The organism is Pseudomonas sp. zfem005 (assembly GCF_032621735.1).
Lineage (GTDB): Bacteria > Pseudomonadota > Gammaproteobacteria > Pseudomonadales > Pseudomonadaceae > Metapseudomonas > Metapseudomonas solani.
Genome location: NZ_JAVYJE010000014.1, coordinates 142,891 through 164,170 on the forward strand (window position 1 = coordinate 142,891; position 21,280 = coordinate 164,170).

Annotated in this window: 17 protein-coding genes; 14 read left to right on the forward strand and 3 right to left on the reverse strand. The window is 68.7% G+C overall.

Annotated features, from left to right (window positions below):
- The first annotated feature begins 5 nt into the window (after nucleotides 1–5).
- The 3 genes from RTW82_RS27375 (at nucleotide 6) to RTW82_RS27385 (ending at nucleotide 3,389) form a co-directional block, all read left to right on the forward strand.
- Nucleotides 6–1,166, forward strand: coding sequence for an ABC transporter ATP-binding protein (locus RTW82_RS27375; protein WP_021222509.1), 1,161 nt, complete (start codon nucleotides 6–8; stop codon nucleotides 1,164–1,166).
- A 107-nt stretch (nucleotides 1,167–1,273) separates the two neighbouring features.
- Entirely contained in the window at nucleotides 1,274–2,470 is a 1,197-nt protein-coding gene (locus RTW82_RS27380) for a carbohydrate porin (protein ID WP_316927082.1), read from the forward strand.
- A 22-nt stretch (nucleotides 2,471–2,492) separates the two neighbouring features.
- Nucleotides 2,493–3,389, forward strand: coding sequence for a D-hexose-6-phosphate mutarotase (locus tag RTW82_RS27385; protein WP_316927047.1), 897 nt, complete (start codon nucleotides 2,493–2,495; stop codon nucleotides 3,387–3,389).
- 359 nt (nucleotides 3,390–3,748) lie between these two features.
- On the opposite strand, the gene RTW82_RS27390 is transcribed toward RTW82_RS27385, so the two are convergent.
- Entirely contained in the window at nucleotides 3,749–4,618 is an 870-nt protein-coding gene (locus tag RTW82_RS27390) for a MurR/RpiR family transcriptional regulator (protein WP_021222869.1), read from the reverse strand.
- Nucleotides 4,619–4,792: 174 nt separating this feature from the next.
- Between RTW82_RS27390 and zwf the strand changes: the two genes are divergently transcribed.
- The 5 genes from zwf to RTW82_RS27415 all read left to right on the forward strand — a co-directional run bounded on the left by zwf (nucleotide 4,793) and on the right by RTW82_RS27415 (nucleotide 9,789).
- On the forward strand, nucleotides 4,793–6,262 hold the full coding sequence (gene zwf, locus RTW82_RS27395) for a glucose-6-phosphate dehydrogenase (RefSeq protein WP_021222870.1): 1,470 nt from the start codon (nucleotides 4,793–4,795) through the stop codon (nucleotides 6,260–6,262).
- Complete coding sequence (gene pgl, locus RTW82_RS27400) at nucleotides 6,249–6,965, forward strand: 6-phosphogluconolactonase (RefSeq protein ID WP_316927048.1); 717 nt, start codon at nucleotides 6,249–6,251, stop codon at nucleotides 6,963–6,965. Before zwf ends, pgl begins: the two co-directional genes overlap by 14 nt.
- A gap of 16 nt (nucleotides 6,966–6,981) precedes the next feature.
- Nucleotides 6,982–7,659, forward strand: coding sequence for a bifunctional 4-hydroxy-2-oxoglutarate aldolase/2-dehydro-3-deoxy-phosphogluconate aldolase (locus RTW82_RS27405; protein ID WP_263403051.1), 678 nt, complete (start codon nucleotides 6,982–6,984; stop codon nucleotides 7,657–7,659).
- A gap of 106 nt (nucleotides 7,660–7,765) precedes the next feature.
- Nucleotides 7,766–9,388 (forward strand): NADP-dependent glyceraldehyde-3-phosphate dehydrogenase, encoded by a 1,623-nt coding sequence (locus tag RTW82_RS27410; protein ID WP_316927049.1) that lies wholly within the window; start codon nucleotides 7,766–7,768, stop codon nucleotides 9,386–9,388.
- Nucleotides 9,388–9,789 carry a DUF4952 domain-containing protein gene (locus RTW82_RS27415; protein WP_316927050.1) on the forward strand — a complete coding sequence of 134 codons (402 nt, stop codon included), beginning with the start codon at nucleotides 9,388–9,390 and terminating at the stop codon, nucleotides 9,787–9,789. Before RTW82_RS27410 ends, RTW82_RS27415 begins: the two co-directional genes overlap by 1 nt.
- A gap of 529 nt (nucleotides 9,790–10,318) precedes the next feature.
- Here RTW82_RS27415 and cra read toward each other — a convergent pair.
- Nucleotides 10,319–11,308, reverse strand: coding sequence for a catabolite repressor/activator (cra, locus tag RTW82_RS27420; protein ID WP_316927051.1), 990 nt, complete (start codon nucleotides 11,306–11,308; stop codon nucleotides 10,319–10,321).
- A 210-nt stretch (nucleotides 11,309–11,518) separates the two neighbouring features.
- Between cra and ptsP the strand changes: the two genes are divergently transcribed.
- From ptsP to RTW82_RS27445, 5 genes are all read left to right on the forward strand, one after another.
- A complete protein-coding gene (gene ptsP, locus RTW82_RS27425; protein WP_316927052.1) occupies nucleotides 11,519–14,389 on the forward strand; it encodes a phosphoenolpyruvate--protein phosphotransferase in 2,871 nt (956 codons plus the stop codon).
- Nucleotides 14,389–15,345, forward strand: coding sequence for a 1-phosphofructokinase (gene pfkB, locus RTW82_RS27430; RefSeq protein WP_316927053.1), 957 nt, complete (start codon nucleotides 14,389–14,391; stop codon nucleotides 15,343–15,345). The genes ptsP and pfkB overlap by 1 nt, the downstream gene beginning before the upstream one ends.
- Complete coding sequence (locus tag RTW82_RS27435) at nucleotides 15,342–17,057, forward strand: fructose-specific PTS transporter subunit EIIC (RefSeq protein WP_316927054.1); 1,716 nt, start codon at nucleotides 15,342–15,344, stop codon at nucleotides 17,055–17,057. The genes pfkB and RTW82_RS27435 overlap by 4 nt, the downstream gene beginning before the upstream one ends.
- Before the next feature lie 108 nt (nucleotides 17,058–17,165).
- Entirely contained in the window at nucleotides 17,166–17,984 is an 819-nt protein-coding gene (locus tag RTW82_RS27440) for a shikimate 5-dehydrogenase (protein ID WP_316927055.1), read from the forward strand.
- 22 nt (nucleotides 17,985–18,006) lie between these two features.
- Nucleotides 18,007–18,402 (forward strand): GFA family protein, encoded by a 396-nt coding sequence (locus RTW82_RS27445; protein WP_316927056.1) that lies wholly within the window; start codon nucleotides 18,007–18,009, stop codon nucleotides 18,400–18,402.
- Between the two features lie 235 nt (nucleotides 18,403–18,637).
- Here the strand turns inward: RTW82_RS27445 and RTW82_RS27450 are convergent, their stop codons facing one another.
- Complete coding sequence (locus RTW82_RS27450; protein WP_316927057.1) at nucleotides 18,638–19,540, reverse strand: hypothetical protein; 903 nt, start codon at nucleotides 19,538–19,540, stop codon at nucleotides 18,638–18,640.
- A 209-nt stretch (nucleotides 19,541–19,749) separates the two neighbouring features.
- Here RTW82_RS27450 and RTW82_RS27455 point away from each other — a divergent pair, with 209 nt between their 5' ends.
- Complete coding sequence (locus tag RTW82_RS27455; RefSeq protein WP_316927058.1) at nucleotides 19,750–20,973, forward strand: hypothetical protein; 1,224 nt, start codon at nucleotides 19,750–19,752, stop codon at nucleotides 20,971–20,973.
- Nucleotides 20,974–21,280: the final 307 nt, after the last annotated feature.

The window sequence follows — 21,280 nt, forward strand, 5'->3', positions numbered from 1 at the left end:
TTGATATGGCAACCCTCGAACTGCGCAACGTCAACAAACGCTACGGCAGCGGCCTGGCCGATACCCTCAGGGACATCGAGCTGTCCATCGACTCGGGCGAATTCCTGATCCTCGTCGGCCCCTCGGGCTGCGGCAAATCCACCCTGATGAACTGCATCGCCGGGCTGGAAGACATCACCGGTGGCGCCATACTCGTCGACGGCGCCGACATCAGCGGCATGAGCCCCAAGGACCGGGACATTGCCATGGTGTTCCAGTCCTACGCCCTGTACCCGACCATGAGCGTGCGCCAGAACATCGCCTTCGGCCTGAAGATCCGCAAGCTGCCTGCCGCCGAGATCGAAGCCGAAGTCAGCCGTGTGGCCAAGCTGCTGCAGATCGAGCACCTGCTCGAGCGCAAGCCCGGCCAGCTCTCCGGCGGCCAGCAGCAGCGCGTGGCCATGGGCCGGGCCCTGGCGCGGCGGCCGAAGATCTACCTGTTCGACGAGCCGCTCTCCAACCTCGACGCCAAGCTGCGGGTGGAGATGCGCACCGAAATCAAGCTCATGCACCAGCGCCTCAAGACCACCACCGTCTACGTCACCCACGACCAGATCGAAGCCATGACCCTGGGCGACAAGGTGGCGGTGATGAAGGACGGCGTGATCCAGCAGTTCGGCACCCCGCAGCAGATCTACAACGACCCGGCCAACCTCTTCGTCGCCGGCTTCATGGGCTCGCCACCGATGAACTTCATCCCCCTGCGCCTGCAGCGCCGCGACGGCCAGCTATGGGCCCTGCTGGACAGCGGCCAGGCCCGCTGCGAGCTGCCCCTGGGCGAGCTGGGGGAGGGCATCGAAGGGCGTGAAGTGATCCTCGGCGTGCGCCCCGAGCAGATCCTCGCCAGTGCGCCGGCCGACGCCAGCCTGCCGAGCATCCGCGCCGAAATCGAAGTCACCGAACCCACCGGCCCCGACACCCTGGTGTTCACCAGCCTCAACCAGACCAAGGTCTGCTGCCGCCTGGCGCCGGACGCCGCGCCGCAGATAGGTGAAACCCTCTCGCTGTATTTCGATCCCAGCAAGGTATTGCTCTTCGACGCGCAGAGCGGTGAACGGCTGGGTGGGCTGGGAAAGTCACGAACCGTTGAGCGCGCGGGCAATGTCGCGCAGTTCAAGGGGCGTTGAAAGGAAGGCCGCCCCGGCTGCCATCCGAGCCCAGGGACGGCCCTGATATCCAAGGCAATACAACAATAAAAACTGGAGTGGATATGAACGTGAAGAAAAGTTGGTGGATGCTGCCCTGCGCCATGCTGGCGATGCCCGGAGCGGCCAATGCACTGGAGTTCACCGGCTACATGCGCAGTGGCGCCGGCAGCTCCACCGACGGCGGCACTCAGTCGTGCTTCCAGCTGCCGGGGGCGCAGTCCAAGTACCGCCTCGGCAACGAGTGCGAGCAGTACATCGAGCTGGACCTGCGCCAGGACGTGTTCAAGCTCGACGACGGCTCGGTGATCAGCCTCGAAGGCATGGCCCAGCTGTACAACCAGTACGGCCACACGCCCAAGTTCACCGGCGACTACGGCTTCGCGCGGATGAACCAGATGTACGCCGAGTGGAGCAACATGCCCGCGCTCAATGGCGGCTCCTTCTGGGCGGGGCGTCGTTTCTACAAGCGTAACGACATCCACATCTCCGACTTCTACTACTGGAACCAGAGCGCCACCGGCTTCGGCTTCGACGAGGTGGCCATCGGCGACCTGAAGTACAGCTACGTCTTCTCGCGCAAGGACAACTACGACCAGAAGCCCTACATCAACCGCCACGACTTCAACGTCGGCGGCTTCCAGACCAACCCCGGCGGCGAGATGGAAGTGGGCTTCAGCTACATCGACAAGCCCGACAGCACCGACTCCCACAGTGGCTGGGCGGTGACCGCGCAGCACAAGCAGAAGCCCTTCGCCGGCGGCGCCAACACCTTCGCCCTGCAGTACGGCCGCGGCCCGGGTACCGGCCTCGGCTACACCGGTGACCCGACCCTGGACAACAGCGCCTCCAGCTGGCGCGCCGTGGAGTTCTTCGACTGGCAGATCACCCCGCACTTCGGTGGCCAGTTCGAGGTCGTCTACCAGAAGGACAAGCGCCCCGACGGCGCCGACCAGAACTGGCTGTCGGTGGGTGTGCGCCCGGTCTACGCCATCACCGAGCAGTTCAAGCTGGTCACCGAGCTGGGTCGCGACCAAGTGGAAGCCCCCGGCGGCACCCGCAAGCTGACCAAGTTCACCATCGCCCCCACCTGGTCGCCCGCCGGCCCGGGCTTCTGGGAGCGCCCGGAAATCCGCCTCTACTACACCTACGCCAGCTGGAACGAAGCGGCGCAGCGTTCGGCCAGCCTGCTGGCGGCCGGCTCGGCGCTCTCCGACACCGGCGCCTACGGCACCGACCTGCACGGCTCCAACGTCGGCGTGCAGATCGAGTACTGGTGGAAGTGAGCCTGCGCGGCGCGGCCCTGCGATGAGTCGTGGCGAACCGCGCCGCCATGGCCTGGAACTGGCGACCGAGCCCGTGGAGCATCCGCTCGCCGGGCTCTTCGTTCCCGGTGTGCGCCAGGTCTTCCGCTGGGGCAGCGAGCAGGGGCGCGAGCTGCTGCTGATCGATCACCCGCGCTGCCGCGCCATCTTTGCCCGCCAGGGCGGCCAGCTGCTGCACTTCCAGCCGCGCGGCGAACGCCCGCTGCTCTGGTGCGCCGCGCGCTGGCCCAGGCTCGGCGCCATACGCGGCGGCGTGCCGGTGTGCTGGCCCTGGTTCGGTCGCCACCCGCAGGAAAGCGGCTGGCCCCACCACGGCTGGGCACGCCTCACGGACTGGCGCCTGCAGGAGCGCGAAAGCTCGGACGCCGGCGTGCGCCTGCGCTGGCGCCTGGCCCTGCATGACTGGGAGGTGGAGCTGCAGGCGGAGCTGGGCGATGAACTGGCGCTGACCCTGACCACCCGCCATGGCGACCAGGAACCCTGCGTGCTCAGCCAGGCGCTGCACGCCTATTGGTGCATCAGCGACATCGCCCGGGTCGCCGTGCTGGGGCTGGAGGGCGCCAGCGGGCAGGATCTGCTCAGCCGCCAGCGCTTCACCCAGCAGGGCGAGCTGCGCCCGGTGGAAGGCTGTCATCGCATCTTCGATCACGCCGGCCCGCTGCACCTGCAGGACGCCGGCTGGCAACGCCGCGTGCGCATCGACACCGGCGGTTCACCCAATACCGTGGTCTGGCACCCCGGCAGCCGCCCGCTCAGCGATGTCAGCTGGAAGGAAGGCCTCGGCTTCGCCAGCATCGAAGCCGCCGCCTGCGGCACTGGCAGCCAGGTCCTCGCGCCCGGGGAAGAGGCGCGCATCCAGCTCAAGGCGCGGGTGGAATGAATCCGCAGGTAGCCCGGGCTTCAGCCCGGGAGCGGGGCTGGGACATTCCCTGTAGGAGCGAATTCACATGAAGTTGGGAAGCCACGTCCTTGGGGCGTGGCCATGAGTCATCGGCTCTGCTTGTGGCGATTCAAGCTAAGGCTCGACAGGATGAACGCGTGCCGTAGGGTGTGCCGTGCGCACCTCCGCTCGGTGCTTCTGGCGAGTTTTAAGGTAGCCCGGGCTTCAGCCCGGGAGCGGGCATTCCCGGACTGAAGTCCGGGCTACGAAGCTGCATCCGCTCAATGGCGGGGCGCGCCATCCCCCGACCACCGGCCCCGAATCAATCCCGCCACCCTGGGTCTGCCTTTTAAAGGGCCTCAGCCCGGCTCTTCATCCGCGGGGTAGCGGCTGGCGTTGAGGCTTTCCTTGATCTTGCGCAGGTGCGGCTGGAAGTCGACGCCGCGGCGCAGGGTCACGCCGGTGGCCAGCACATCGAGCACGGTGAGCTGGATGATGCGCGAGGTCATCGGCATGTAGATGTCGGTGTCCTCCGGCAGCGGGATGTCCAGGCTCAGGGTGCTGGCGCGGGCCAGCGGCGAGCCGGCGGCGGTCAGGCCCAGCACCGAAGCGCCGTTCTGCCGTGCCAGGCGCGCGACCTCCACCAGTTCGCGGGTGCGGCCGGTGTAGGAAATGATCACGAACAGGTCGCCGGTGTGGGCCACCGAAGCCAGCATGCGCTGCATCAGCACATCGGCATGGGCCGACACGGCGAGGTTGAAGCGGAAGAACTTGTGCTGGGCGTCCAGGGCCACCGGTGCCGAGGCGCCCAGGCCGAAGAAATGGATCTGCCGGGCCTGGATCAGCAGGTCCACGGCGCGGCTGATCAACTGCGGGTCCAGCGCGTTGCAGGCGCTGTCCAGGGAGGCGATGGCGCTGCCGAAGATCTTGCGCGTGTAGGCCTCGGGGCCGTCGTCCGCTTCCACGGCGCGGCTCACGTAGGCGGCGCCGCTGGCCAAGCTCTGCGCCAGCTGCATCTTCAGCTCCGGGTAACCGTTGACGCCGAAGGAGCGGCAGAAGCGGTTCACCGTCGGCTCGCTGACGCTGGCGGCCTGGGCGAGGGCGGCGATGCTGAAGCGCGTCGCCTGCTGTGGGTCCTGGAGAATGACTTCGGCGACCTTGCGTTCGGCCTTGTTGAGGTCTTCGAGTCGTCCCTGGATCTGCTCCAGAAGATTGCGTACGCGGTCCATGTAGGTTCCTTGCAAGGGGCCTGCAAAATCGGTGGCCTATCGTAATGAGGGGCACCGGCCAGAGCCAGAGGTAACAGGAGGGTGACAAAATGTTGTTCTTATTACTACATTTATTCTTGATATGGCCATTCTCACCGTGTATTTCTAGTTCAACCTCGTAAAAGAACAATTATTATGGCTTCCTTATCCGTAGAACCCTGCACCTTCGCCCTGTTCGGCGCCCTCGGCGACCTGGCCTTGCGCAAGCTGTTCCCGGCGCTCTACCAACTGGACCGCGCCGGCCTGCTGCATGGCGACACGCGCATCCTCGCCCTGGCCCGCGAAAGCGAGGAGGGCGGCGCGCGCCTGGCATCCATCGAGGAACACCTGCGTGGCTACGTGCCGGAGCGGGAGATCGACGCGGCCGTGCTGCAGCGCTTCATGGCGCGGCTGAGCTACCTGCCCATGGACTTCCTCCACGCCGAGGGCTACCAGGTGCTGGCCGAGCGCGTCGGCCCCGAGGAGCGGCTGATCGCCTACTTCGCCACGCCGGCTTCGGTCTACGGCGCCATCTGCGAGGGCCTGGCCCGCGTCGAGCGCGCCCGCCACACCCGCGTGGTGCTGGAGAAACCCATCGGTCATGACCTGGAATCCTCGCGCCGGGTCAACGACGCGGTGGCCGTGCACTTCCCCGAAAACCGCATCTACCGGATCGACCACTACCTGGGCAAGGAGACGGTGCAGAACCTCATCGCCCTGCGCTTCGCCAACAGCCTGTTCGAAACCCAGTGGAACCAGCACCACATCTCCCACGTGGAAATCACCGTGGCCGAGCAGGTGGGCATCGAGGGGCGCTGGGGCTACTTCGACGAAGCCGGCCAGCTGCGCGACATGATCCAGAACCACCTGCTGCAGCTGCTCTGCCTGATCGCCATGGACCCGCCCAGCGACCTCTCCGCCGACAGCATCCGTGACGAGAAGGTCAAGGTGCTCAAGGCCCTGGCGCCCATCACCGCCGCCCAGGTGGCGCAGCAGGTGGTGCGCGGCCAGTACATCGCCGGCAGCACCCAGGGCCGCCCGGTGCCGGGCTACCTGGAAGAAGAGAACTCCAACACCCAGAGCGACACCGAAACCTTCGTCGCCCTGCGTGCCGACATCCGTAACTGGCGCTGGAACGGCGTGCCCTTCTACCTGCGCACCGGCAAGCGCATGCCGCAGAAGCTGTCGCAGATCGTCATCCACTTCAAGGAGCCGCCGCACTACATCTTCGCCCCCGAGCAGCGCCCGCTGATCAGCAACCGGCTGATCATCCGCCTGCAGCCCGACGAAGGCATCTCCCTGCAGGTGATGACCAAGGACCAGGGCCTGGACAAGGGCATGCAGCTGCGCAGCGGCCCGCTGCAACTGAGTTTCTCCGACACCTACCGCAGCGCGCGGATCCCCGATGCCTACGAACGCCTCCTGCTGGAGGTGATGCAGGGCAACCAGAACCTCTTCGTGCGCAAGGACGAAATCGAGTACGCCTGGCAATGGTGCGACCAGCTGATCGACGGCTGGAAGCAGCTGGGCGACTCCCCCAAACCCTACGCGGCCGGCACCTGGGGGCCGGTCGCATCCATCGCATTGATCACCCGTGACGGCAGGAGCTGGTATGGCGATCTGTAATCTCGACCTGCCCACGCAGGTCACCGGGGTCAGCCTCGGCAGCCCCGAACAACTGGCCGGCGAACTGGCCCTGCACGTGGCCGGCGCCCTGCGCTCGGCCATCGAATCCCACGGCGTGGCCTCCCTGGTGGTTTCCGGCGGGCGCAGCCCCATCGCCTTCCTCGAGCGGTTGTCCGCCCAGGAACTGGACTGGTCCCGCGTCGCCGTCAGCCTCGCCGACGAGCGCTGGGTGCCGGTCGGCCACGCCGACAGCAACGAAGGCCTGGTGCGTCGCCACCTGCTGCAAGGCCCGGCGGCCAAGGCGCGCTTCATCGGTCTCTATCATTCCGCCGCCAGCCTGGATGAGGCGGCGCGCCTGGCCGATGCCGCGCTCGCCGAGCTGCCGCAGCCCATCGACGTGCTGGTGCTGGGCATGGGCGAGGACGGTCACACCGCCTCGCTGTTCCCCAGGAGCCCCGGCCTGGACGACGCCTTGAGCCACTCGTGCACCCGGCGCTGCGTGCCCATGCAGGCGCCGAGCGTGCCGCGCCAGCGCCTGTCCATGCCGTTGCCGCTGCTGGCCGGCGCGCACCTCACGCTGCTGGCGGTGCAGGGGCAGGGCAAGCTAGACACCCTGGCCACCGCGCTGGCCGGTGAAGACGTGGCGGCTATGCCGATCCGCGCCTTCCTCCACCAGCCCCTCGAGATCTACTGGTGCCCTTGAGCCCGAAGGACCTGTCATGACCGCGAATTCCTCCCCCGCGCGCAACGTGCCGAGCATGGCCGAGAAGGTCGAGATGATCGACCGCCTCTGCGCCGAAGCGCGCATCCTCCCGGTGATCACCATCGAGCGCGAGGAACACATCCTGCCCCTGGCCAACGCCCTGGCCGCCGGCGGCCTGCGCGCCCTGGAAATCACCCTGCGTTCCGAGCACGGCCTCACCGCCATCCGCCTGCTGCGCGAGCAGCGCCCGGACCTGCTGATCGGCGCCGGCACCGTGCTGGATGAACACATGCTCGCCGACGCCGAAGCCGCCGGCGCGCAGTTCATCGTCACCCCCGGCTGCACCGCCGAGCTGCTCGACGCCGGTCGCGAAAGCCCGCTGCCGTTGCTGCCCGGTGTCGGCAGCGCCTCGGAAATCATGCTCGGCCACGCCCGCGGCTACCGGCGCTTCAAGCTGTTCCCCGCGGAAGTGGTGGGCGGCGCAGCGGCCCTCAAGGCCTTCGCCGGGCCCTTCCCGGGCATCCGTTTCTGCCCCACGGGCGGCGTCAAGCCGGACAACGTGCGTAATTACATGGCCCTGCCCAACGTCATGTGCGTAGGCGGTACCTGGATGATGGACAGCGCCTGGGTGCGCGCCGGCGACTGGGCGCGCATCGAAGCCGCCACAGCCGAAGCCTTGAAGCTGCTGGAATAAACGCAGCCGGAAGATGAAAGCCGCCCGTGCGGGAGCACTGGCGGTGCAAGGAAGAGTCAGATCGCCGCGTCATCACTGCCATTCACGCTGCCCCGAGGATTGCCCCATGTCCCGTTTCGCCCCCGAAGCCCTGTTCCCCAGCCTCGCCGACATCCCCGAAGCCTGGCGCCTCGGCGCACCGGTGGAGCAGCGCGAATACCTGGTGGAGGGCGAGCTGCGCCGCTGGGACGGCCCCCTGGCCACGGTGCGCAGCCCGATCTTCCTCAAGGGCGAGCAGGGCGAGGAACAGGTCATCCTCGGCAGCACGCCGCTGCTGGATGCCGACGCCGCGCTGGAGGCGCTGGACGCCGCCGTGCGTGCCTACGACAACGGCCAGGGTGCCTGGCCCAATATGCGTGTCGGCGAGCGCATCCACCATGTCGAGCTGTTCCTGGCGCGCATGCGCGAGCGGCGCCACGAGGTGGTGCGCCTGCTGATGTGGGAGATCGGCAAGAACCTCAAGGATTCCGAGAAGGAGTTCGACCGCACCTGCGACTACATGGTCGACACCATCAACGCCCTGAAGGAGCTCGACCGCCGTTCCAGCCGCTTCGAGCTGGAACAGGGCACCCTTGGCCAGATTCGCCGCGTGCCCCTGGGCGTGGCGCTGTGCATGGGCCCCTACAACTACCCGCTGAACGAAACCTTCACCACGCTGATTCCGGCGCTGATCATGGGCAACACCGTGGTCTTCAAGCCGGCCAAGTTCGGCGTGCTGCTGATGCGCCCGCTGCTGGAGGCCTTCCGCGACAGCTTCCCGGCCGGCGTCATCAACATCATCTACGGCCGTGGCCGCGAGACCGTCAGCGCGCTGATGGCCAGCGGCAAGGTCGACGTCTTCGCCTTCATCGGCACCAACAAGGGCGCCAGCGACCTGAAGAAACTGCACCCGCGCCCGCACCGCCTGCGTGCCGCCCTGGGGCTGGATGCCAAGAACCCCGGCATCGTCCTGCCGCAGGTGGACCTGGACAACGCCGTCAACGAGGCCGTCACCGGCGCACTGTCGTTCAACGGCCAGCGCTGCACCGCGCTGAAGATCCTCTTCGTCCATGAAGACGTGCTCGAACCCTTCCTCGCGCGCTTCAGCGCCAAGCTCGCCGCGCTCAAGCCAGGCATGCCCTGGGAAGACGGCGTGGCGCTGACGCCGCTGCCGGAGCCGGGCAAGGTCGACTACCTCACCACCCTGCTGCAGGACGCCACCGCCAAGGGCGCCCAGGTGGTCAACGACGGCGGCGGCCAGAGCCGCGAGAGCTTCTTCTACCCGGCGCTGCTGTGCCCGGTGAGCCCGGACATGCGCATCTACCAGGAAGAGCAGTTCGGCCCGCTGGTGCCCGTGGTGCCGTACCGCGATGTGCAGGTCGCCATCGACTACGTGCTGGATTCCGACTACGGCCAGCAGCTGTCGATCTTCGGCAACTGCTCTGCCGAGGTCGGCCGCCTGGTGGACGCCTTCGCCAACCAGGTGGGGCGCATCAACATCAACGCCCAGTGCCAGCGCGGGCCGGACACCTTCCCCTTCAACGGGCGCAAGAACTCCGCCGAGGGCACCCTGTCCGTGCACGACGCGCTGCGTACCTTCTCCATCCGCACTCTGGTGGCCACGCGCTTCCAGGAAGACAACAAGACGCTGATCAGCGAGATCATCCGCAACCGCGAATCCAGTTTCATCAGCACCGACTACATCTTCTGATGCGCGGCGTCCCGATCTTCGCGCTACTGGTCCTGGCCGGTGCCGCACAGGCGGCGGAACCGGCCTGCGGTGACTTCCTCGAACAGCTCGGGGTCGAGTCGCCCGGGCTGCACTTCGAAGGCTGCAAGCTGGAGGAGGGCGGCCAGCTGCGCCAACTGGTGGCCGAATACCAAGTGCCCGGCCCCCAGGCCCATGGCGTGGAAAGCCTGCTGCAACAGCGCTTCGGCCTGCAGCCGCTGCGGTTCATCTGCTGCGGCTGGGACACCCAGCCCGCCAGCGCGCCCCACGCCAGCGGCCGGCCCTACGAAATCCGCATGAGCTCAGGGGAAACCCTGGAAAAGGACTGGGCGCGCATCGACCGCTTCCACGTCAGCGTCACCCTCTACCTCGAAGATCCATAGTCAGCGGCCCAGCATCGCTGTATTGGGCTTCGCCACGCTCGGCGCCAACCTCCGGAGCAGATCCGTGCGTAGGGTGGATGACGCTTTTTTCATCCACCGGCGGTGTTGTTTGGGACACCGAGTTGGGGCAGCCCTGCGGTCTGCTTGGCGACTGAAGTCGCCCCTACGTCGCCCCTACAAGGTCGTGCCAAGGGGATTTCTTGTGGGAGCGAATTCATTCGCGATGGGGCGTTTGGGCAGCCGCAGCCACGTGCCGGCTGCGGGTCTTCGCGGCTGAAGCCGCTCCCACAAGGAGAGCCCGCTGCGACGCCAACCTCGGGAGGTGGTCCGGGCGTAGGGTGGATGACGCTTTTTTCATCCACCGGCGGTGTTGTTTGGGACACCGAGCTGGGGCAGCCCTGCGGTCTGCTTGGCGACTGAAGTCGCCCCTACAAGGTCGTGCCAGAGGGATTTCTTGTGGGAATTCATTCGCGATGGCCCCGTCCCGGGTGAACCCCGCGAAACCACACCGGGTAACGCGATGCGTCCTTCAGTTTCCGCGCCTCACCTGCAACCTTCGCGGTATCGCCAGCACCCCGGGCTGGTAGTCCCCGGCGATGGCCTGCAGAGCCCGATCCAGCACCTGCTCGGCGATCAGCTCGTGCTGCTGGCGCATGGAGTTCACCGGCAGCGGCAGGAAGTCCAGCAACTGGGTGTCGCCGAAGGTGGCGAGCTGCAGCTGCTGCGGCCAGGCGCCCCGTTCACGCAGCACATCCAGCACGCCGGCCAGCAGCACGTAGGCGGTGGTCACCAGCGCATCCGGCAGGTGGCCCTGGCGCTCCAGCAGGCCAAGCATCAGTTGCCGGCCGCACTCGCGGCTGAACTCGGCGCCATGTTCGACCCGCATCTCGCCCCCGAAGCCGGCGAGCGCGGCACGGAAGCCCGCCTCGCGGTCGCGGCTGATGGGCAACTCCGGCCGCGCGCCGAGCAGCGCCACCTGGCGCGGCGGCGGGTTCAGCAGGCTGCGGGTGAGCAGTTGCGCCGCCTGGTGGTCATCGCTCACCACCGAGCAGAAACGCCCAGGGGCCAGCTCGCGGTCGACGGCGATCACCGGCAGCCCGGCATCCAGCAACGCGCCCAGGCTCGGGTCCTGGGGCGGCAGGCAGCTGGCGACGATCAGCGCATCGCAGCGCCGCGCACTGAAGAGCTGCAGCAGCTGGCGCTCGCTCTCCGGCTCGTCGTCGGAGCTGGCGATCAGCAACTGGTAGCCCCGGGCCCGCGCCTGTTGTTCCAGCAGCTTGGCCAGGCGCGCATAGCTGGGGTTCTCCAGGTCCGGGAGGATGAAGGCCAGGGTGCGCGTCTGCCCACGGCGCAAGCCGGCGGCATGGGGGTCGGGGCGGTAACCGTGGGCATCGACCACCGCGCGCACCCGCTCCACGGTGGCGGGGGAGATGCGTTTCTCCTCTGCCTTGCCGTTGACCACGTAGCTGGCGGTGGTGACCGAAACCCCGGCCAGCCGGGCGATGTCACTGAGTTTCAAGGGGCGACTCCTCGTGGGGTGCGCGTTTCATCGGTCGGGCTTCAAGCGGCGAAGAATATCGAGTAACGTGCCGCCCTGGATTAGTGAAACGATTCAGCACGGCTTTTGTCCAGATAGCAACCACCCTCTGCCAAGGGTTGGGCAGCGCCTAAGCTGAAGGTTCATCGCACAACGACAACAGGGCCTGAAGGCCCGCGTGGAGGAAACGGCATGCTCGAACTGACCCCGGCTCTGGTGTCCATGGGCCTGGCGGCGGCGGACAAGGCCGCAGCCCTGCAACTGGTGGCCAGCCGCCTGGTGGACGACGGGCTCGCCGCCGAAGGCTACCTGGCCGCGCTGCAAGCGCGTGAAGGGCAGGGCTCCACCTACCTCGGCCAGGGCCTGGCCATTCCCCACGGCACCCCGCAAACCCGGCACATGGTCCATGCCACCGGCGTGCGCCTGCTGCACTTCCCCGAGGGCGTGGACTGGGGCGACGGCCAGCGCGTGTACCTGGCCATCGGCATCGCCGCGAAATCCGATGAACACCTGCGCCTCCTGCAACTGCTCACCCGAGCCCTCGGCGAAGGTGACCTGGGCGCCGAGCTGCGCCGCGCCGAAACCGCCGACGCCATCATCGCGCTGCTCCAGGGCGGCCCCGGCGAGCTGGCGCTGGACGAACAGCTGGTGACGCTCGGCAGCGCCGCCGAAGACTTCGACGAACTGGCCCTGGAAGGCGCGCGCCTGTTGCGCCGTGCCGGCTGCGTGGACAAGGGCTATGCCACCCAGCTGTTGCAGGGCGACGCACTGCCCCTGGGCGCAGGCCTCTGGTGGCTGGACAGCAGTCACGCAGTGAACCGCCCCGGGCTGGCCTTCGTCGCCCCGCGCACGCCGCTGCGCCACCAGGGCCAGTCGCTGGCCGGGCTGTTCTGCCTGGCCAGCCGAGGTGACGCCCACGTGGCGCTGCTGGAGCGGCTTTGCGCACTGCTTATCGAAGGGCGCGGTTCCGAACTGGCCCAGGCCGCCGACCGCCGCCGGGTGCTGGAAACCCTGGCCGGCGATGCCACCGCCGAGTGGCCCAGCCTGCGCGTCCCCCTGGCCAATGCCCATGGCCTGCACGCCCGCCCGGCCAAGGAGCTGGCGCAACTGGCCCAGGGCTTCGCCGGGGAGGTGCGGGTGCGCATCGCCGACAGCGGCCTGCCCGCGGTCAGTGCGCGCAGCCTGAGCAAACTCCTGGGCCTGGGCGTCCGCCGTGGCCAGGTGCTGGAACTGCTGGCCGAACCGGGCATCGCCGACCAGGCCCTGCCGGTGCTGCGCCAGGCGGTGGAGCAAGGCCTGGGCGAGGAGGTGGAGCCCCTGGCCGCCGGCTCGACCGCCAGCACCGAACAGCCTGAATCCGAGGCCGAGGAAACTACTCCCGGCGCACCCGCTCCCGGTAGCCTGCTCAACGCCGTGCCGGCCGCGCCCGGCATCGCCATCGGCCCGGCCCATGTGCGTGTCGCGCGGGCGTTCGACTACCCCGCCCGTGGCGAATCCCCGGCCAGCGAGCGCAAGCACCTGCACCAGGCATTGGCCCAGGTGCGCGCGGAGATCGAGGCCCTGGTGGAGCGCAGCGAGGTGAAGGCCATCCGCGAGATCTTCATCACCCACCTGGAAATGCTCGCCGACCCGGGCCTGGGCGATGAGGTGGAGGCCCGCCTGCAACGCGGCGAGAGTGCCGCTGCCGCCTGGGCCAGCGTGATCGGCACCGCTGCCGCCCAGCAGGAGTCCCTGCAGGATGCGCTGCTGGCCGAGCGCGCCGCCGACCTGCGCGACGTTGGCCGCCGCGTGCTGGCCAAGCTCTGCGGCGTCGAGGAACAGGCCGAACCCGAGCAGCCCTATGTGCTGGTGCTGGACGAAATGGCACCCTCCGACGTCGCCCGGCTGGACCGCGCCCGCGTGGCCGGCATCCTCACCGCGCGCGGTGGCGCCACCTCCCACAGCGCCATCGTCGCCCGCGCCCTGGGCATTCCCGCCCTGGTCGGCGCCGGGGCCGGGGTGCTGGCCCTGGAGCCGGGCACGCCGCTGCTGCTGGACGGCGGTCGTGGCCGCCTGGTGGTGGCACCGGAGCAGGCCATGCTGGAGCGCGCCCGTGCCGAGCACCAGGACCGCGAGCGCCTGCTGCGCGAGGCCGAGGCGCACAAGAACGAACCGGCCCGAACCCGCGACGGCCACCGGGTGGAGGTCTGCGCCAACCTGGGCGACGCTGCCGGCGCCGTGGCGGCGGTGGAGCAGGGCGCCGAAGGCGTCGGCCTGCTGCGCACCGAATTCATCTTCATGGCCCATTCCCAGGCGCCCGACCTGGCGAGCCAGGAGGCCGACTACCGCAAGGTGTTCGACGCCCTCGACGGCCGCCCGCTGGTGGCGCGCACCCTCGATGTGGGTGGCGACAAACCCTTGCCCTATTGGCCCATCGCCCATGAGGAAAACCCCTTCCTCGGCCTGCGCGGCGTGCGCCTGACCCTGCAGCGGCCCAAGGTGATGGAGACCCAGTTGCGCGCCTTGCTGCGTGCCGCCGACGGCCGCCCGCTGCGCATCATGTTCCCCATGGTCGGCAGCGTTGCCGAATGGCGCCAGGCCCGCGACATGGCCCTGCGCCTGGCGGAGGAAATCCCCCAGGCCGACCTGCAGCTGGGGATCATGGTCGAGGTGCCGTCTGCGGCGCTGCTGGCCCCGGTGCTGGCCCGCGAGGTGGACTTCTTCAGCATCGGCACCAATGACCTGACCCAGTACGCCCTGGCCATCGACCGGGGCCACCCGACGCTCTCGGCCCAGGCCGATGGCCTGCACCCGGCCGTGCTGCAACTCATCGAGCTCACCGTGCGCGCCGCCCATGCGCGGGGCAAATGGGTGGGCGTGTGCGGCGAGCTGGCCGCCGACCCGCTGGCGGTGCCGCTGCTGGTGGGGCTGGGGGTGGATGAACTCAGCGTCGCGGCGCGCAGCGTGCCCGAGGTCAAGGCGCGCATCCGCGAGCTCAGCCTGGCCGACGCCCAGGAACTGGCGGGCGTGGCGCTGGCGGCGGAAAGCGCCGAAGCGGTACGCGCCCTGGCGGAGAAATTCTGATGGCACGCATCCTCACGCTCACCCTCAACCCGGCGCTGGACCTCACCCTGCGCCTGCCGCGCCTGGAGCCCGGTGCGGTCAACCGGGGCCAGGCGCTGGTCAGCCACGCCGCCGGCAAGGGCCTCAACGTCGCCCAGGTGCTGGTTGACCTCGGCCACTCCCTCAGCGTCAGCGGCTTCCTCGGTGCCGGCAACGCCCAGCCCTTCGAGGCGCTGTTCGCCCGGCGCGGTTTCCACGACGCCTTCGTCCGCGTCGAGGGCGAAACCCGCAGCAACCTCAAGCTGGCCGAAGACGACGGCCGCATCACCGACATCAACGGCCCCGGCCCGGACGTGGACGCCGCCGCACGAGACGAACTGCTGCACCGCCTCGACGCCCTGGTGCCCGGCCACGACCTGGTGGTGGTGGCCGGCAGCCTGCCACGGGGTGTGGACGCCGACTGGTTCGCCACGCTGCTGCAACGCCTGCATGGGCTGGGCGCACGGGTGGCGCTGGACAGCAGCGGGGCGGCCCTGCGCGTCGGGCTCGCCAGCGCGCCCTGGCTGGTCAAGCCCAACGCCGAGGAGCTGGCCGACGCCTGTGGCCGCCCCCTCGACGAGTTGGCCGAACAGGCCGAGGAGGCCGCGCGCCTGCAGGCCGCCGGCATCGAGCACCTGGTGCTATCCATGGGCGCCGAGGGCGTGCGCTGGTTCAACCGGGGGCAGGCCCTGCAGGCGCGCCCGCCCAAGGTGAAGGTGGCCAGCACCGTGGGCGCCGGCGATTCGCTGCTGGCGGGCATGGTCCACGGCCTGCTGGCCGGCTGGCCCGCCGAGCGCACCCTGGCCCATGCCACCGCCATCGCCGCCCAGGCGGTGACGCAGATCGGTTTCGGCATCAATGACCGGGCGCAACTGGCCGCGCTGGAAAGCGCGGTGCGCGTGCAGCCTGTAGAAGAACAACACGAGGTACCCCGATGAAATTCGCCCTTGTCACCGCCTGCCCCAATGGCGCGGTCAGCAGCCTGATCAGCGCGCGCCTGCTGGAAGGCGCCGCCCGCCGCCTGGGCTGGACACCCGGGGTGGAGATGCCCGGCGGCGAGCCCCTGTCTGCCGAGGTCGTGGCCGATGTCGACTGGGTACTGGTGGTGAAGACCGGCCCGCTGGACCTCGCGCGCTTCGCCGGCAAGCGCCTCTACCTGGCCACCCCGGCCGAGGCCCTGCACGAGCCGGAAGCCTTCCTCCAGCGTGCCGAGCGCGAGGCTCAGGTGCAGGCCGAGCAGGCCGCGCCCGTGCCTGCCGTGGCCAGTGAGCGGCCACGCCTGGTCGCCGTCACCGCATGCCCCACGGGCGTCGCCCACACCTTCATGGCCGCCGAGGCGCTGAAGCAGGCCGCTGCGCGCCTGGGCATGGAGCTGCAGGTGGAAACCCAGGGCTCGGTGGGTGCCCGCGACCCGCTGCCGGCCGCAGCCATCGCCGCCGCCGATGTGGTGTTGCTGGCCACCGATATCGAAGTGGACACCGCCCGCTTCGCCGGCAAGCGCGTCTACCGCTGCGGCACCGGCGTCGCCCTCAAGCAGGCCGAAGCCACCCTGCGCAAGGCCCTGGCTGATGCCCAGGTGCAGCAGGCCGGCAAACCCGGCAGCACCCAGGCCGAGGGCCAGGGCGAAGCGAAAGGCGTGTACAAGCACTTGCTCACGGGCGTGTCCTTCATGCTGCCGATGGTGGTGGCGGGCGGCCTGCTGATCGCACTGTCCTTCGTCTTCGGCATCGAGGCCTTCAAGGAGCAGGGCACCCTGGCCGCCGCGCTGATGCAGATCGGCGGCGACACCGCCTTCAAGCTGATGGTGCCGCTGCTGGCCGGCTACATCGCCTATTCCATCGCCGACCGCCCGGGCCTGGCGCCGGGGATGATCGGCGGGCTGCTGGCCGCCACACTGGGCGCGGGTTTCATCGGCGGCATCATCGCGGGCTTCCTCGCCGGCTACTCGGCCAAGGCCATCAGCCGCTGGGTGAAGCTGCCGCAGAGCCTGGAGGCGCTCAAGCCCATCCTCATCATCCCGCTGCTGGCCAGCCTGATCACCGGGCTGGTGATGATCTACGTGGTCGGCAAACCGGTGGCCGGCATGCTCGCGGCGCTGACCCAGTTCCTCGACGGCATGGGCAGCACCAACGCCATCCTCCTCGGCGTGCTGCTGGGCGGGATGATGTGCGTCGACCTCGGCGGGCCGATCAACAAGGCCGCCTACGCCTTCTCCGTCGGCCTGCTGGCCTCCCACAGCTACGCACCCATGGCCGCCACCATGGCGGCCGGCATGGTGCCGCCCATCGGTCTGGGCATTGCCTGCCTGCTGGCGCGGCGCAAGTTCGCCCAGAGCGAGCGCGAGGCCGGCAAGGCGGCGCTGGTGCTGGGGCTGTGCTTCATCTCCGAGGGTGCCATTCCCTTCGCCGCCAAGGACCCGCTGCGGGTGATCCCCGCCAGCATCGCCGGCGGCGCGCTCACCGGCGCGCTGTCGATGTACTTCGGCTGCAAGCTCATGGCGCCCCACGGCGGGCTGTTCGTGATGCTCATTCCCAACGCCATCAACCATGTGCTCGCCTACCTGCTGGCCATCGTCGCCGGCAGCCTGGTCACCGGCCTGCTCTATGCCGCGCTCAAGCGCGGCGATAGCCATGAGTTAGTGCCCTCGTAGGATGGGTAGAGCGGAGTGAAACCCATGGGGTGGTGCCTCGCATCCGATGGGTTTCGCCGGGCTCTACCCATCCTACGGACTCGTCCACCTTCCCCACGGAGCCACGCAATGCCCCGCACCCTGAACAAGGACACCCGCCTGTGCATGTCGCTGTCGGGCCGCCCCGGCAATTTCGGTACGCGCTTCCACAACTCGCTCTACGAGCAACTGGGCCTGGACTACGTCTACAAGGCCTTCACCACGGCAGACCTGCCGGCCGCCATCGGCGGCATCCGCGCGCTGGGCATCCGGGGCTGCGCGGTGTCGATGCCGTTCAAGGAAGCCTGCATCGCCCACCTCGACGAGCTGGACTCCTCGGCGGCGGTGATCCAGTCGGTCAACACCATCGTCAACGACGACGGCCACCTCAAGGGCTACAACACCGACTACCTGGCGGTGGCCAGCCTGCTGCGCAGCCATGGCGTCGACCCGCAGGCGGACTTCGCCCTGCGCGGCAGCGGCGGCATGGGCAAGGCGGTGACCTTCGCCCTGCGTGACAGCGGTTTCGCCAACGGCACCCTGGTGGCGCGCAACGCATCACGGGGCCAGGCCCTGGCCGCCAGCTGCGGCTACGAATGGCAGGCGGAGCAGGGCGAGCTGCGCCCGCGCCTGCTGGTGAACGTGACCCCCATCGGCATGGATGGCGGCCCCGAGGCCGGGCAGCTGGCCTTCGACGAGGCCACCATCGACGCCGCGGAGGTGATCTTCGACGTGGTCGCCATTCCCGTGGAGACCCCATTGATCCGCACCGCCCGTGCCCTCGGCAAGCGGGTGATCACCGGTGGCGAAGTCATCGTCCTGCAAGGGGTGGAGCAGTTCGTGCTATACACCGGCATCCGCCCCAGCGCCGAACAGATAGCCGAGGCCGCCGCCTTCGCGCGCAGCTGAGGCCGCCACGAGGAGCACGTCGATGATCAAGCAGCTTGGCGATACCCCGATCCTCCCCATCCACCGCGCCAGCTGCCACTGCGGCGCCGTGGTGCTGGAGCTGACACTGCCGGACGGGGTGGTGGACCCGCGCCGCTGCGACTGCTCCCTGTGCCGGCGCAAGGGCGCCATCGTCGCCAGCGTGCCGCTGGCCGGGCTGCGCGTGGTGCAGGGCGCCGACGTGCTCACGCTCTACCAGTTCAACACCCTCGCCGCACGGCATTACTTCTGCTCCCGTTGCGGCATCCACACCCACCACCAGCGCCGCTCCAACCCGCATCAGTACGGCTTCAATGTCGGCTGCCTGGAGGGGGTCAACCCCTTCGACCTGGGCGAAGTGCCCACCAGCGACGGGGTCAACCATCCGGCTGATCGCTGAGCGGAGTCGTCGGGTTTCACCCGACCTACGCAGTGCCAGGGATACACCGATCGTGGGAGCGCATTCATTCGCGATGCGCTTCCCCCCACGCACAAAACACAAAGGCCGCTGTCCTCCCGGAGCAGCGGCCTTTTCGTTGTCATCGCGGCTCAGGTGAGCAGGGCGATGAGGATGATGATCGGGATCGGGACACCCAGGAACCAGAGCAGTAGCGAGCGCATGGTCGTTTCCTCGTTCAGCGAAGGGGGGCGGGGCGGTGGTAGGCGAGGCTGTCGGTCACCGTGTCGCGGCTGCGGCCACCGCGGGTGGCGGCGAAGCTGGCGGTGAAGGCTCCGATGAGCAGGGCGACGAACATCCACAGCGAGGCATGGATGCCGGCCTTGCGGGCGGCGTCGGCGGCCTGGCGGGCATCGGTCACCGCTTGCTGGGCCATGGCGTGCACCTGCTCGACGCGGGCCTGGGCCTCAGCCTGGGAGAGGTTGGTGCGCTGGGCCACCAGGCGCACCAGGTAGTCGTGGTCCTCGGGGCTCAGCTGGCCACCTTCGGCCAGGCTGCGCACGAAGATGCGCGACACCACGCCGTGGGCGGCATCGTCCACGGTGGGGGCGGGGCGGTCGTCGCGGAACAGGGTGTCCACGTAGTAGCCATAGGGGTTCTGCGCATCATCGCTGGCGCCGGGTGCGGTACCGGCGCTGGCACCGGCGACCACGGCCGCGCCGGCCTGTACGCCGCCGCCCACCAGGTTGCCGACGGTGCCCACCAGCAAGGCGGCGGTCACCAGGGTCGCCACGGCCCAGGCGAGGAAGCCGTGGGCGGTGTCGCGGAAGAACACCTCGTCGCCGTGCAGGCGGCTCCAGCGCAACCTCAGGCGCCCGGCGAGGTAGCCGCCCAAGCCGGCCGCGGCCAACTGGGTGAAGGCCAGCCAGACGATACTGGCAAAGCCCAGCCCCTCGGCGCTGATGCCCTCGTGTTGCCAGGGCGAGATGGCCGCGAAGCCGAGGCCGAAGCCCAGCAGCACGAGGATCAGGGACAGCGCAGCGGCAGCCGCCGCGCCAGCGAATACCGCGCTCCAGGAGACGCCCGAAGCGTCGTTGACTTCCAGGGCGGTTGCGTAGGCATCAGAAGTGGTGGTGTTCATCGTCGTGTCCTTGTTCGGAGGCTCAACGCCGTGACCGCCAGGGGCGGCGGTCGCCGTACCTTTTTTGTATGGCACTCATGGCTTTGGGTGCCGGAAGGCGAACAAAGGTTCAGGGATTATCTTGCGTGCGCCCCATGTACCGGCGCGCTGGTGCGGCGGCATCCGCTCCTCTAAAGTTCGGCGACGCTTTTTCATCGTTTGGTATCGCCATGGGATTTCTGGATTTCCTGTTCAACCGCAAGCCCTCCCCGGATGACTTCGCCGTGCTCTTCGAGTCGGCTGCGCGCAAGGCCGGCTTCAAGGGTGAGCTGACCTATCGCCCCCGGGAGTTCCGCCTGGTGTATGGCGAAAGCGCCTTCTTCAACTTGCACAACGCCTACCGCGAGTACTGCAGCCAGCGTGGCGCGCGGCGCCGCGAAACCCTGAACAACTACATCGCTGCACTTTGCGAAAACCAGCGCAGCCGCGCGCTGCCCCTGGACGAGGCGCGCCCATTGCTGCTGCCGGTGATCCGCAGCCGCGGCATGATCGAAGAGCTGCGCCTGCACCAGGTGCGCACCGAAGGCGACGACCTGGACTTCAGCCCCGTCTACCTGCCCATGGGCGATGACGCCGTGGTGCTGCTGGCCATCGACCACCCCGAATCCACCGCCACCCTGGTGCAGGGCCCCGACAAGAGCTGGGGCATCACCCTGGAAGAGGGCCTGGCCATCGCCCTGACCAACCTGCGCGACACCACCGCCGACAGCTTCGTCGAGGTGGTGCCGGGGCTGTTCCGGGGCGACTGGAATGACAGCTACGACATCAGCCGCATCTTCCTGCCCGATGTGCTCGAGCGCCTGCCGCTCAAGGGCCGGCCCGTGTTCATGGTGCCCAGCCGCGAAACCCTGCTGGTGACCGGGGACCACGACGGTCACGCGCTCGCCGCCATGGTCGAGCTGGGCCTGCAGGCGGCCAGCGAAGGCCGCGCCATCTCCACCGGGCTGTACTGCTACGAGGACGGCAAGGTGGCGACCTACCCGGTGCAGCACCCGCTGCTGCAGGCCCGCCTGGCGCGCATGCGCTACCTCACCACCAAGAGCGAATACGACACCCAGAAGCACGCGCTGGACCTGATCCACCAGGAGAACAGCACCGACATCTTCGTTGCCAACTACCAGCTGTACGCCGCCCAGGAAGACCCCGACCAGCTGTTTTCCATCGCCAGCTGGACCGAGGGCGTGGACAGCCTGTTGCCCCGTGTCGACCGCCTGGTGCTGGTGCGCCCCAACGAAGACTGCAGCGACGCCGAGACCCGCGCCGTTTCCTGGGAACAGGCCATGGCGCTGCTGGGCGACCTGCTCGAAGAAGCCCCCGGTTTCTACCCGCCGCGCTACCGCACCCTGGGCTTCCCCGAACCCAGCCGCGCCGAGTTGCTGGACGAAGTGAACTAGCCGGCTTGGTCCAACACTGCTGCGCTCGATGTGGGGGGGCGCCACGGCTGGCGGCTTTCGTAGGATGGTGTAGAGCGAAGCGAAACCCATGCGGCGGCGGTGGCAGCAACCCCCGGGCGACCGAACAGCACCGTGCTTGAGGGCAGGCGTCACAACCAACAGCGAACGCAGAAAGCGCCTTGTGGAAAACGCCTACAAGGCAACGCCGTTGCGAGCCTACAAAGGGCTTGGATAGGGTTCCGCCGCTGCTTTCCACAGAAAGCGGTCGGGTGTGGAAGCCTGGGTAACAATGGAAATTGTGCGCGCC